Source organism: Streptosporangium sp. G11 (genome assembly GCF_051192615.1).
GTDB lineage: Bacteria > Actinomycetota > Actinomycetes > Streptosporangiales > Streptosporangiaceae > Streptosporangium.
In genome coordinates this window covers 116,821-129,990 of record NZ_JBPJUQ010000023.1, presented here as the reverse complement: position 1 = coordinate 129,990, position 13,170 = coordinate 116,821, and the positions used below count along the sequence as shown (strand labels likewise).

At 71.9% G+C, this 13,170-nt stretch carries 10 protein-coding genes and 1 pseudogene; 6 read left to right on the top strand and 5 right to left on the bottom strand.

All coding sequences use genetic code 11. The annotated features are described in order from the left end of the window. Positions 1-323, top strand: a pseudogene (locus ACSDR0_RS22445) (hypothetical protein); the annotation flags it as partial. 117 nt (positions 324-440) lie between these two features. Beyond that, a complete protein-coding gene (locus ACSDR0_RS22440) occupies positions 441-1,043 on the top strand; it encodes a TetR/AcrR family transcriptional regulator (protein WP_435290828.1) in 603 nt (200 codons plus the stop codon). On the opposite strand, the gene ACSDR0_RS22435 is transcribed toward ACSDR0_RS22440, so the two are convergent. From ACSDR0_RS22435 to ACSDR0_RS22420, 4 genes are all read right to left on the bottom strand, one after another. Then, positions 988-1,917 (bottom strand): DMT family transporter, encoded by a 930-nt coding sequence (locus ACSDR0_RS22435; protein ID WP_435290827.1) that lies wholly within the window; start codon positions 1,915-1,917, stop codon positions 988-990. The genes ACSDR0_RS22440 and ACSDR0_RS22435 overlap by 56 nt on opposite strands. Positions 1,918-2,072: 155 nt before the next feature. Further along, entirely contained in the window at positions 2,073-3,344 is a 1,272-nt protein-coding gene (locus ACSDR0_RS22430; protein WP_435290826.1) for an MFS transporter, read from the bottom strand. 381 nt (positions 3,345-3,725) lie between these two features. Further along, positions 3,726-5,243 (bottom strand): condensation domain-containing protein, encoded by a 1,518-nt coding sequence (locus ACSDR0_RS22425; RefSeq protein ID WP_435290825.1) that lies wholly within the window; start codon positions 5,241-5,243, stop codon positions 3,726-3,728. Next, positions 5,240-5,407 carry a hypothetical protein gene (locus tag ACSDR0_RS22420; protein WP_435290824.1) on the bottom strand — a complete coding sequence of 56 codons (168 nt, stop codon included), beginning with the start codon at positions 5,405-5,407 and terminating at the stop codon, positions 5,240-5,242. Before ACSDR0_RS22420 ends, ACSDR0_RS22425 begins: the two co-directional genes overlap by 4 nt. Before the next feature lie 953 nt (positions 5,408-6,360). Between ACSDR0_RS22420 and ACSDR0_RS22415 the strand changes: the two genes are divergently transcribed. Together ACSDR0_RS22415 and ACSDR0_RS22410 are read left to right on the top strand one after the other, a co-directional pair. Continuing rightward, positions 6,361-6,939 (top strand): copper resistance CopC family protein, encoded by a 579-nt coding sequence (locus ACSDR0_RS22415; RefSeq protein WP_435290823.1) that lies wholly within the window; start codon positions 6,361-6,363, stop codon positions 6,937-6,939. Beyond that, the gene (locus ACSDR0_RS22410) at positions 6,936-7,967 is read left to right on the top strand and encodes a copper resistance D family protein (protein WP_435290822.1); all 1,032 of its coding nucleotides are present in this window, start codon (positions 6,936-6,938) and stop codon (positions 7,965-7,967) included. Before ACSDR0_RS22415 ends, ACSDR0_RS22410 begins: the two co-directional genes overlap by 4 nt. Here ACSDR0_RS22410 and ACSDR0_RS22405 read toward each other — a convergent pair. Next, positions 7,925-9,085 (bottom strand): hypothetical protein, encoded by a 1,161-nt coding sequence (locus tag ACSDR0_RS22405; RefSeq protein ID WP_435290821.1) that lies wholly within the window; start codon positions 9,083-9,085, stop codon positions 7,925-7,927. The two genes, ACSDR0_RS22410 and ACSDR0_RS22405, sit on opposite strands and share 43 nt — an antisense overlap. A 195-nt stretch (positions 9,086-9,280) precedes the next feature. Here ACSDR0_RS22405 and ACSDR0_RS22400 point away from each other — a divergent pair, with 195 nt between their 5' ends. Both ACSDR0_RS22400 and ACSDR0_RS22395 read left to right on the top strand, forming a co-directional pair. After that, entirely contained in the window at positions 9,281-11,980 is a 2,700-nt protein-coding gene (locus tag ACSDR0_RS22400; RefSeq protein WP_435290820.1) for an alpha/beta fold hydrolase, read from the top strand. Continuing rightward, a complete protein-coding gene (locus ACSDR0_RS22395; RefSeq protein ID WP_435290819.1) occupies positions 11,977-12,960 on the top strand; it encodes an ABC transporter permease in 984 nt (327 codons plus the stop codon). The genes ACSDR0_RS22400 and ACSDR0_RS22395 overlap by 4 nt, the downstream gene beginning before the upstream one ends. The last annotated feature ends 210 nt before the right edge of the window (positions 12,961-13,170 follow it).

The following is a 13,170-nucleotide window of genomic DNA, read 5'->3' as shown; positions in this document are numbered from 1 at the left end:
TCCCGCCGGACGCGGTGCGCGCGCTGGTCGAGGGAGACGACGGCGGCCCGGTGCGGGAACCGGCGGGGGCGGCAACGACGCTGGTCGCCGTGCCCCGGGACGTCGAGGCGCTGCGCCGCGCCGACCCCCGGGCGACCGCGGCGTGGCGGGTGGCCGTGCGCGAGGTGCTGGGCGGCCTCCTGGAGGAGGGGTGCCGGGTGACCGGGTTCGACCGCGAGGCGGGCTACGTCGTGGAGCGGCGGCCCGGAGGGGAACCGCGGCCGGCGGAGAGGCCACGCCGGCACGACGACGAGGTCGCCTCCACCGAACGACCCCCTCCCTAGCCGTACCGGCCGCAGAGGTCGGGTACGAGGCAGACGGCCTGTAGGCAGCCCGGACGGCGGTCGCCGCCCCTCGCACCCCGGCCCGGACGGCGATCCCCGACCCGCTAGTGTTCCCTTGTGGCAAGGGGATTTGGGCGATTACGTCGCGAAGATCTGCTCCGGACCGCCTGCGATGTCATCGCGGCCCAGGGGTTCGGTCACACGCGGACCGCGGACATCGCCCAGGCGGCCGGGGTCAGCCAGGCGCTGCTCTTCTACCACTTCGAGACCAAGGAGAGGCTGTTCGCCCAGGCCTTCTCCTACGCCGCCCAGCTCGACCTGGACGCGCTCGTCAAGGTGGAGGAGTCGGGCGGCTCCCCCCTCGACCGCCTGCGAGCCCTGCTCAGGTTCTACCCGCCCAGCGGGAAGTCCAAGTCGTGGGCCCTGTGGATCGACGCCTGGGCGGAGTCGATACGCAACGCCGAGCTTGAGGAGATGTCCCGCAGGATCGACATGCGGTGGAAGGAGGCGCTCCGCGCCATCATCGACGACGGCGTCGAGGCGGGGATCTTCATCTGCGCGGACCCCGAGGGCACGACCTGGCGGGTCATGTCCCTCATCGACGGCCTGTCCACGCAGGTGACGGTGCACCGGCGGGTGCTCTCGCGGACGCGGATGACCGAGTTCATCCGGACGGCCGCGGCGGCGGAACTGGGTCTCTCCCCCGCCGAACTGAGCTGAGCAGCCCCCTGGGCAGCACGACCAGGAGCATGGCGAGGCCGATCAGTCCCCCGCCGAGGTAGACGCCCGTGGTAAGCGGTTCCCCGTACAGCGCCACGGCGAGGGCGGTCACCCAGAGTGGCTGACCCGACAGGATCACCGCGGCGGGCACCGGCCGGACGTGGAGCTGCCCCCAGGAGCGGGCCAGGAAGCCCAGGGCGCAGGCCACGATCGACAGGTGGCCGAGGATCGCCCAGTCACCCGGCGTCGAGGGCAGGGTCAGGCCGTCCGGCGCGGCGAGGACGCCCGTCATGACGGCGATGGTGCCAAGCTGGATCACCGTGACCGCATAGGCGTTCTGCCGCGCCTCGGCGGAGTTGCCGAGCACCAGCGTGTGGGCCGCGTACAGGACCGCCGACAACAGGGTGGCCACCAGCGCGGGCAGGGCGATGTCGCCATCCGAGCCCCTCAGCAGGGTGAACGCGGTCATCGCGGCCATGGCCAGCACCACCGCGGCCCAGACGCGGGCCGAGGTCCTGGCCCCGAGCAGGAACAGCCCGAGAACCGGGGTGATCACCACGTACGAGCCGACCGTGAACCCCGAGACCGACGAGGGCAGATCGTGCAGCGAGACCGCCTGGGCCGTCTGGCCCACGCCGAACAGCAGGCCGAGCAGGACGCCGGTCAGCCAGGTGCTCTCCGACAGCCCCCGCAGGCGTTTCGGACGGAGCGCGAGCAGTACGAGTGTGGCGATGCCGTACCGCTCGGTGAGAAGGTCCGCCACGGGTATGCGGACGATGAGGTCCTTCATCAGCGGGAAAGCCGATCCCCACGCGGCGCTGACGAAGATCAGGAGCACGATTCCCAGGGCGGGCCGGGGAGCTACCACTGCCATACCCGAAGGGTTCCATCACCCCCAGCAACCAAAGGGTCACCGACAGAATCGGGAGTGGTATGGATACAACGTTGAGTAAAGGACGCCACACCGGCACGAGGGACCTCATACCTTCACTGACTTTTCCGTCGGAGTGGGCGGCGGAAGCCTGACGCTCAGGGAACCGAGCGGATCTTCCAGACGAGGGCGGCGCCGAGGAGGGCGAGGACCGCCGAGGTCATGTAGAGGACGGGATAGCCGCCCAGACCTGCCACGATGGGACCGGCGATGACGGGGCCGAGCACCTGGGGGCCCGAGTTGGCGATGTTGATGACGCCGAGGTCCTTGGCACGCCCCTCGGCCGCGGGCAGGACCTGGGTGACCAGGGCGTTGTCCACCGACAGATAGATGCCGAAGCCGACCCCCATGATCGCGGCGCCGACCGTCGCCACCGGCCACTGCGGCCAGAACGCGAGCATCACGGCGGGGATCACGCTGATCAGGCCGGAGATCGTGACGAGCGCCCTGCGGCGGCCGAGCCTGTCGGAGATCACCCCCGCGACGACGGTGGTGAGCACGACGGTCGTGGTGTAGATCAGGATCAGCACGAGCAGGCCGTCCTCGGCCTTCTCTCCGGGAAAGAGCCTCTCGTAGCCGACCGCGTCGGTGAGGAAGTACAGCAGGTAGAGCGTGGCGACGGCGTTGCCCAGCTGCATCAGGAAGCGCGTCAGCCAGGCCCAGAAGAAGTCGGGGTGGGTGCGGGGGCTGATCCAGAAACCCTTCAGGAAGGCCCGGAGTTCGAAGGGCGGCCTGGCCGCCAGGCGGGGGTCGGGGGTGGTGAGGACGAAGGGGAGCACGCAGAGCGGCATCAGCGCCGCTATCAAGAAATATCCGGATTCGGTGGTGGTGGCGACCATGGTGACCAGGACCACGGCGAGCACCACCCCGAGCGACTGGGGAATCCCGATCCAGCCCGAGACCTCACCCCGCTGACCGACCGGGACGTGGTCGGGCACCCCGGCGCTGAGCGCGGCCTGCATCGCGTTGAGCCCGGCCTGCGCGAGACACCATCCGGCCGCCACGCCGAGGATCGAGCCCTGGCCCGCGAGCAGGACCAGCGCCCCGGCACCGACCAGCGCCCCGCCCAGCGACCACGGGTGCCTGCGCCCGAACCGCCCGGCCGTACGGTCGGACAGCGCTCCGGCGACGGGGTTGAGCAGCATCGCGACGGCGGCCCCCACCCCGGTCACCAGCGCCAGCGACCCCTCCTTGCCCACCGGGTCGATCGACGCCACCTGCGAGGGCAGCAGCACCTGGAGCGGCCCGAAGTAGGCCATCCAGAGCGCCAGGTTGGCCAGCGAGATGCCGGCCACCCACCAGGGCCCCACCCTGCGTGTCGGCTCGGCGAGCGCCTCCCGCGGGTCGGGAACGGGTTGGACGACGCTCATGGAACCTCGCATCTCCGCGGCTCGGCATCTTCACGGCTCGCTGTTTTCACGGCCCGCTGTTTTCACGGCTCGTCATCCCGCGGTCCGGCGTTTCCTCGGCCCACGATTCCGAGCAAGCGCCCGACCGTGCGAGGCGTGCACGGATGCTACGCCCTTCCCCCTCCCCGCCAACAGCCCTCACCCGCCATTGGATCACCATCGCGAGCCCGCCGCAGGCCCCGGCCGGACCGCCGCCGGCGGGGAGCGGGAGGAGTCAGGAAAGGTCGGTGCCCGCGAGCGGTTCCCGCATGCCCTTCGGCAGCGCGCCGTGCCGGGGGAGCCACGCCGGCCGTTCGAGCAGCGCCGCGTGGCCGTCCGGCACGACGTGCTGGTCAGAGGTGGTCAGAGGTGGTCACCGGCCACCGCCCTCGGCCCCGGCACACCGAGGTCCCCCGCGGCCTTCGCCGGGCCGGTGCCGGGCGCACCGGCGGCGGAGTCGTCCTGGGTCGCGGGGCGCTCGACCGGGACGATGCCGCACAGCGCGGCGACCTCGTCGAGCGGGACGTCCCCCGCCACGGAGGCGACCAGCAGGGTCTCCAGCCCGCGCAGCAGGGCGTACGCCGTGGGGCGCGGCAGGTAGGCGGTGTCGGCCATCAGGTGGAGCTCGCAGGTGTTGGTGGCGGTGCCGGTGGCGAACAGGGCCGTGGCGTCCACCTCGGGCCAGGACCCGACGTGGAAGGTCCTGGTCCGCTCGGCGAGGGCGGCGATCGCGGCGGGGTCGCCCGGCGGCTCCACCGCGGGCAGCTGGGGCCAGTGGCCGACGATCCGCGTGTCGTTGAAGTAGGCCGACAGGTCGACGGGCCTCCCGCGCTCACGGCCGACCTCCTCGCGCAGCGCCATCATCCGGTACGGGTCGTAGTGCGCGTTCCGGTAGGCGGTCAGCGCCTGCCGGTGCCCGGCGCGGGCGGCGTCGGCGAACGTCCCCTCCCCCGGCAGGGCGAGGATGAAGATCCCGTCCTGCACGGCGCTGCCCACCATGGCGGCGATCCGGGGGTCGTGCCGGTTGGCCACGATGAGCTGCATGACCACCTCGCGGTGGCCGGTGAGCGCGCCCAGCAGCACCGCGCTCGCCGCGGTCAGCACGCTGGCCGTGCTGACCGACCAGCGCGCCGCCAGCACCTCGGCCGCCGCCGCGGTGGCGGCCGACTCCATGCCGACCTTGACGAACCGCGGCTCCTCCGGCGTCGTACGGGGGAAGTCGAACATGGTCAGGGGCGCCCGCTCCAGGATCGCGCGCCAGTGACGCAGCGTCCGCTCGCCGCGGGCGGCGCCCGCTCCCTCGCGCTCGACGGCGGCCTGGTCCATCGGCTGCCAGGCGGGGGCGGGCGGCTCGCCACCGGCGAGCAGGTCCCGCCATTCGCGTGCCAGCACGTCCAGGGCCCCGCCGTCCACGGCCAGGTGGGACAGGGTGAGGGCCACCGTCCTCGGACGGCCGCCGACGGTCACGACGGCGCAGCGGAACGGCAGTTCGGTCGCGTAGTCGAACGCGGTGGCGGCCAGCCGGACGGAGAGCTCCCTGGCGGCGGCGACCGGCCTGGTCTCCCCCGCGTCGTACACCTCGACGGTGAACCGGCCCTGGCGCGCCACCCGCTGGACCAGCCCGCCGGGCGTCTCCTCGTACGTCGTCCTCAGGGTCTCGTGCCGCTCGACGAGCACGCGCAGTGCCCGCAGGACGGTGTCGAGGTCGCGCCTGCCGTAGACGGGCAGCACCCAGGGCATGTTGAAATACGGGTCGTCGTCGTCCAGCCACCGGGTGAGCCGCCAGATGGCCAGCTGGCCCCAGCTGAGCGGCGACTCGCCGCCCCGCGCGCCGGTGAACTCCACGGACGTCGCGCTCAGCCGCGCGAGATCGGCCGTCATCGGGTCCGGCCGATCTCTTCGACGACGCCCCCGGGGGCCGGGGAGCCGACGCCCCTCTCGAAGGAGATACCGACCTCGAAGGAGGTGCCGACGCCTCTCCGTTCCCGGACGCGGGCGATGACCAAGGACGCCCTCTCCCATCGGTCTGTCAGCGACATCGACATTTCAGGTGCCTTCCATCCGGCCTGCCACGGCGGCCTCGAACAGGCCCCGCAGCTCCCTTTTAATGACTTTTCCCGACTTGTTCCTGGGCGGGACCGGTTCCTGGGCAGGGTGCCGGTGACGGGCACCCGTTCGGGGATCGCGTGCCCGGCCAGGCGTTCCATCAGGAAGGCTCGTGGCCCGATCACCGGAGCCCCTCGCGGATCCGGCGGGCCGTAGGGCCACCGTGGCCACGACCACGCCGCCGGGCACCGGGGACGCGATAGCGGGCACCGCCGACACCGCGGTTTCCCCGGTGGCGGGAACGGGCGACGGCGGGCGGGCAGTGCGTTCGTGGCCGGTGAGAGGCCGGTGAGAGGCCGGTTCGCGTCACGACGCCTCCGTACTGACGGGCGGGGAACCCGGGCGCGTTCCCTTACGGCGGAGAATGGAATCACCCGAATGGGCGGCTCCATGACGACCGACCGGATCGGCTCGGCCCCGAGGGGACGCGAAGATCCGGTGACGTTGAGGACGTGCGCGGCACGGAACGACTCCGGCGCCGAGATGTGCGAGCGCCCCGGCGCGGCGTGTCCCGACCACACGCCCGCCTTCACACCGTGCGCGGGCACGGCGACTTCCCCGCCGCGCGCGAGCACGGCGAATCGGTAACGCTGCTTGAAGCGAGGCTAAGGATCACGTGCCGAATTCGTCAAGGTTTCGCACTTGTTTTCCAGTGCGATAAATCCAAATAAACTATCCCTTTGAGGGCCTTACCAGATGAATGGACATATTCTTCATTTTTTGAATGTTTGTCATCCTCTTAGTCATTGACTCTTCCCGGGCGGGCTCCTACTCTCCGCCGGAGCTCCCCGCCCTCCCCGGCGCGTCCCGTCCACGAGCGTGATTCACGGGCGGAAGGCCGAGGTGGGAGCATGTCATTCGTCATGACGATCCCAAAGGAAGGCCACGACCGGTGAGGCGGCTACTCACGGTCCTGCTGCTCGCGTCCGCCGCGCTACTCGGCACGGTCGCCCCGGCGCAGGCCCACAACGTGCTGATCAGCAGCGATCCCAAGGACGGTACCGAGCTGGCCACCGGACCCGAGAAGATCACACTCACCTTCGACCAGCCCGTCCGGCAGGGCTTCGCGCAGATCAGCGTGATCGGCCCGGACGGCACGCGGTGGGAGGAGGGGAAGACGACCGTCGACAGGGCGAAGGTCAGCGTCGGCGTGAAGCCCCTCGGCCCCGCCGGGGTGTACGCGGTGGGTTACCGGATCCTCTCCTCCGACGGCCACCCGGTCTCCAGCAAGGTCACCTTCACCCTGACCGTGCCCGGCTCGGGCGCCTCCGCCCAGGCTCCCGCCACCTCCGCCCCCGTGGCCTCCGCCGCCGCGCCGCAGGAACCCGATCTGGGCGCCCAGGCCGCCGAGGCCGCGCAGAACGGCGGGGCCGGGATGGCCGTGCTGTGGATCGCGGGCTCCATCGTCCTGCTGGCCGGGGCCACCGTCGTGGCGATGCGCCGTACGAGGGAGCAGGGAGGCACGGGATGACCGTGACCACCGAGCGGGTCCCCGAGGCCGCGACCGCCAGAAGGCTGGTGGTCGGCGGGCTCGTGTCCGGGGCCCTGCTGGCCGTGCTGACCGCGACGGCGCTCGCCCCCCAGGAGGCCGTGCCGGGGATCGCCATCCCCGGGCCGCTCGTCGAGTACGGGCTGCCGGTGCTGCGGGTGCTGCTGGACCTCGCGGCGGTGGCGGTGGTCGGGCTCAGCCTGCTGCCGAAGCTGCTCGGGTTCGACGACCCCGACCGCACGGAGCCGGTGATGCGCCGGGCCCGGCCGATGGCCGTGACCTTCGCGTGGGCGTGGGCGCTGCTGTCGCTGGTCGTCATCGTGTTCCAGACGGCCGAGCTGAACCCCGGGACGATCCCCACCCCCGGGATGATCGCCGAGTACGTCGACAGCGTCGGCGCCGGGCAGGGCATGCTCTTCAGCGCCGCCTGCGCGCTGTCCTACGCCGGGATCGGGCTGCTGGCCGTGCGGTACGGCGAGAAGGTCCCCGCCGAGCTGCGGATCGTGATCGCCCTCTTCGGGCTGCTGCCCATCCCGGTCACCGGCCACGCGGTCGACTCGGTCTGGCACGACCCCATCATGATCTCGATGGAGCTGCACGTGATGGGCGCGGCGGCGTGGACCGGCGGCCTGGTCACGGTCGTCCTGCTGGTCACCCGCGACCGGGAGCTGCTGGCGCGGGTGCTGCCGGCGTTCTCCAGGCTGGCGACCCTGGCGCTGATCGTGGTCGGCGTCTCCGGCCTGGTGAACGGCCTGGCCACGATGGCCCTCACCCCGGGGGTGGAGCTGCCCGGGGCCCTCCTGACCAACGAGTACGGCCTGCTGGTGCTGGCCAAGGTCGCGTGCGTGGCGCTGCTGATCCCGTTCGCCGCCCACATCCGCTTCCGCCTGCTGCCGCACATCGCGGAGCGGCGGGCGACGGCGGTCGTCGCGTGGGCGGCGGCCGAGATCACCGTGATGGGACTGGCCTACGGGGTCGCGGTCGCGCTGACCAGTGCCTCCCTGTCCTGAGCCCGCAGCGTGTGACGGCTGAACGACCATTCGGCGGCCAGCCACAGGACGGCGAGCCCGGCCCCCCCGATCAGCATGGTCGCGGGGGGCACCAGCGGCGGCGCCATGAACGTCGCGTGCTGGAAGCGCAGCACCTGGTCGATGAGGAGGGTGGCGCCGAGGGAGCCGACCAGGGCCCTGACCACGGGCATCCTGATCAGGAACGCCAGGTCGACGGCGAGCGCCCCGGCGACCAGGAAGATCGGGATCGCCGAGCGCGGGAAGTCGGCCGCGGCCAGGAGCGGCCAGATCAGGGCGCGGAAGACGATGTAGGCGCCGACCACGGCGGTGGCGGAGAACATCCGGCCGATCATCGCGCGGGCGTAGACGGCCACCATGACGGCGGCCATCGCGGCGTAGAGCGGGTAGAGCTGGTCGGGCACGGGCAGCGCGAAGTGGAGCGCCACGGCCCTGTCGTTCACCGGCAGGCCGATCTGCTCGGCGGCGAACTGGATCAGGATCGGCTCGGCCTCCGGCGCCCCCCGGTCCCAGGCGGCGATGCCGTACACGCCGTACTCCTGGTGCTGCGCCGGGAACCAGACGTTCTCGAAGAGGAACACGAAGAGCCCGCCGAGGACCAGCGTGCGCATCCGCCCCGGGACCGCCCGCACGAACCAGCCCCGGATGACGCCGCAGACCATGAAGAACGTGCCGATGTAGAGCATCAGGTGCGACGGGCTCCACGAGGTGATGTCGAGCCCGTTGATCCGGTGGTTGATCAGGTCCAGCGGGACCGCGGTCAGGAAGATGCCCGTGCCCCAGGTGATGAGGCGCTGCGCGAGCTTGTCCACGCCGTAACCGGTGTAGATGTGGATGATCGTGAGCGCGAGGGCGATGGCGGTGCCGACGCTGTTGAGCAGGTGCGGCGGGGCCAGGTCGTCGCGGAGCCACTTGAAGTGCCAGGAGACGTCCCAGGACGCCCCGAGCACCTTGAACGAGAAAGCCACCAGCCACCCGAGGTAGAGGAGCCTGAACAGGTCCTCCGGGGTCTCCCTGCCGGCCTTCCCGCGCGTCCAATACGGCAGAGCCCACTCTAGGACGGGAGTGGCTCTTCTTCGGAGGCTCTCTACTGGCTTCACGCATCGAAATGATGCCGCTCCTATACCTCGCTCCGCAATCGGGGACAACCCTGAGCATCGGGACGACTCCCCTCCTCCCGCCACGCGAGTGATCACCCGCGTTCGATCGCGGCACCGGCCAGGGCCGCTGACCGGCGAAGACGCTCCTGAGAACGGTCTCAGGAGGCTCTCAGCTCGAATCAGTAGGCTCTCGTCATGCAACGTGGGGGAAAACGGGCCGTCTGGGTCCCGGGGATCGCTGTGGTCGCCGTGCTGGTCGTCGGTGTGGCGGCCTGGCTGGTGTGGCCGTCCGCGCCGGACGTGCGGGCCCAGAACCAGATGATCACTGTGGTCGACGGGCCGGGTGACGACCAGCGGGTCACGCTGGACACGAGTTTCTTCCCTCCCGCCGGAGGCGGCAGGGCCCCCGCGGTGCTGCTCGCGCACGGCTTCGGCGGCAGCAAGCAGAGCGTACGGGACGCCGCCGTACGACTGGCGCAGGACGGCTACGCCGTGCTGACCTGGTCCGCGCGGGGCTTCGGCCGCTCCTCGGGGCAGATCGCGCTGAACTCCCCCGACTACGAGGTCAAGGACGTACGCCAGCTGGTCGACTGGGTCGCCAGGCGGCCCGAGGTCCGGCTCGACGCGGCGGGCGACCCCCGGGTGGGCGTCGCGGGCGGATCCTACGGCGGGGCCATCTCGCTGATGGCCGCCGCCCACGACCCCAGGATCGACGCGATCGTCCCGCAGATCACCTGGTACGACCTGGCCGACGCGCTGTTCCCGAACGCCACCGGGCAGGGTCCGGAGAGCGGGGTCTTCAAGCGCATGTGGGCCGGGCTGTTCTTCAGCCGGGGCGGTCCCACACCGAGCGCGGCCGGCGTGGCCGCCCTCGGCGGGAGCGGCGGGAGAAGCGGGGAAAGCGGGGACGAGTCGCCACCCGTGCAGCCCCGGCCGCTCACCGCGGAGGAGGTCCGGTGTGGCCGGTTCCTGCCGGAGATCTGTGACATGTACCAGAAGGTGGCGGAGAGCGGCCGGGCGACGGCGGACGCGGTGGAGACGCTGCGCAGGTCCAGCCCGATCTCGGTGCCGGGGAAGATCAGGATTCCGACGCTGCTGCTCCAGGGACAGCGCGACTCGCTGTTCACCCTGGGCCAGGCGGACGCCAACGCCAGGGCGATCGCCGCCACCGGCGCCCCGGTGGAGGTCGCCTGGTTCGACGGCGGCCACGACGGCGGCAACGGCGAGGTCGACTGGCTGCACGACAAGACGCTCGGCTGGTTCGACCGCCACCTGAAGGAGGGCGCAGGGGCCGGGCGGGCGGGCGGCGCCTTCACCGTCACCCGTGACGGCGGACGCGACCCCGGCACCCGGCGCCCCGTCCAACTGCACGCCGTCGCGGGCGGCTATCCGGGCCTGTCGGGCACCGGCCAGACCTCCGTGCCGCTCAGCGGGTCCGACCAGCAGGTGGCCAACCCGCCCGGCGGATCCCCCTCCTCGATCTCCGCGGTCCCCGGCTTCGGCGGTCTCGGCGGCGGCGCCACCGCGAACCTGTCGATCGACATGGCGGGCCAGAGCGCCACCTTCGACTCCGCCCCGCTGACCGCCCCGCTCCAGATCACCGGCAGCTCGACCGTACGGGTGCGGGTGACCCCCGAGGCGTCCGGATCTCCCGCCGTAGGCGACACCACGTCGGACGACGCCACGTCGGGCGGCTCGGAGGACGGCTCTGAGAGCGGCGAGGCGGCGGCCGGAACGCGGGCCACGGGCGACGTGACGCTGTTCGCCAAGCTCTACGACGTCGCGGGCGCGACCCAGGCACCGATCCTGCCCGAGGGGCTCGTCGCCCCGGTCAGGATCGTGATCCCCGAGAGCGGCTCCGGCGAGGCCACGGTGACCCTGCCGGCCATCGACCACAGGTTCGACGTCGGGCACCGGCTGCGCGTCGCGTTCACCACCACCGACCTGGGCTACAGCACCCCCGCGGCCCCGGCCGTCTACAAGGTCGCGCTGGCCTCACCGGCCGTGACCGTCCCCACCTACGCCACCCTGCGCACCCCCTCGACCGGCCCGGCCTGGTGGATCTGGGCGCTGCCGCTGCTCTCCCTCGCCGTCGCGACGGCCCTGCTGCTCGCCGGACGCCGCCGCGCCGCCGACGAGCACGATCCCGAGCTGGACTCCGTACCGCTGCGCATCCACGGCCTGACCAAGGCGTACCGGAACGGCGAGCTCGCGGTGAACGACCTGTCGTTCACCGTCGAGCACGGCCAGGTGCTCGGCCTGCTCGGTCCCAACGGGGCGGGCAAGACCACCACCCTGCGCATGCTGATGGGCCTGATCAAACCCGACGGCGGCGAGGTCCGGATCTTCGGCCACCGGGTGGTGCCCGGCGCCCCGGTGCTGTCCAGGCTCGGCTCGTTCGTCGAGGGCCCGGGGTTCCTGCCGCACCTCAACGGCCGCGACAATCTGGAGCTGTACTGGAAGGCGACCGGCCGGCCCGCCGAGGACGCCCGGTTCGCCGAGGCCCTGGAGATCGCCGGGCTCGGCAAGGCCCTGGACCGTGCCGTCCGCACCTACTCGCAGGGCATGCGCCAGCGCCTGGCCATCGCGCAGGCCATGCTCGGCCTGCCCGACCTGCTCGTCCTGGACGAACCCACCAACGGTCTCGACCCGCCCCAGATCCGCGAGATGCGCGAGGTCCTGATCCGCTACGCCAGGGCGGGCCGCACGGTCATCGTCTCCAGCCACCTGCTCGCCGAGGTGGAGCAGACCTGCAGCCACGTGGTGGTCATGCACCGCGGGCGCCTCGTCACGGCCGGGACCGTGGCCGAGTTGCTGAGCAGCCGCACCCCGGTCAACGGCTCCGGCACCCGCCTGGAAGACGTCTTCCTGGACCTGATCGGAGAGAAGGCGTGAGCGACACCGACGGTGCCCGTGGCACCATGACCGGCGCGACGGGTGACGGCCCCGCGCGGAGCCGAGTCGCGGGGAACGGAGTCCCGGGGAACGGGGGCCCGGGGAACGGGGGCCCGGGGAACGGGGTCGCGGAGAACGGCTCGGCGCGCGGGTACGCGCCGGGGCGCACGCTGCCGCTCGCCGTGGAGGTCGTCCGGCAGTTCAAGCGGCGTCGCACGCTGGTGATGTTCGGCCTGCTGCTCGCGCTGCCGTGGATCTTGGTGATCGCCTTCAAGGTCGGCGCCGGGTCCGGGCAGCCCACCACGACGCTGCGCATCTCCGACCTGGCCACCGAGGGCGGGCTGAACTTCGCGGCCTTCGCCCTGTCGGTCTCGGCGAGCTTCCTGCTGGTCGTCGCGGTGGCGTTGTTCTGCGGCGACACCGTGGCCGGCGAGGCCAGCTGGTCGTCGCTGCGCTATCTGCTGGCCGCCCCGATCCCGCGTGACCGTCTGCTGCGGCAGAAGCTGATCGTGGCGATGGGCTACTCGGCGGCGGCGGTGATCTGCCTGCCGATGATGGCCCTGCTGGCCGGGACCCTCGCCTTCGGGTGGAACGACGTCCGGGTGCCGGGGACCGGTGAGACGATCGCCGCCCTGGACGTGCTGCCCCGGTTCGGCGTGGTGATCGGCTATGCCCTGGTCAGCCAGTTCGTGGTCGCGGCCCTGGCCTTCCTGCTCTCCGTCAGCACCGACTCCCCGCTGGGAGCGGTCGGCGGGGCGGTCGGCCTGGTGATCGTCAGCAACATCCTGCAGGCGGTCGAGGCGCTCGGCTGGCTCAGGGAGTTTCTGCCGACATTCTGGAACACCGCGTGGCTGGACGCCCTGGCCCCGCAGCCCGAGTATGACGGCATGCTCAAGGGAGTGGCCGTCTCGGTCACCTACTCGGCGATCCTGATCGCGTTCGCCTTCCGCCGCTTCCGCGCCAAGGACGTGGTCTCCTAGGGTCCGTACGGATTCTCGCCGTCCCCGGCCCCTCGTCGTCTGCGAATCGTCCACGACCGGAACCTGTCGTGGACGATGGGGCACGCACGGCACTGCCCAGCACTTGCCCAGCACTGCGGCGGGCACAGGCCGCCACGAGCCGCCGGTGGGCGACCACCACCTCACGGCGTCGAACCACCGCCGCGAACCCGGGATCGGGCCTCGCCCGCC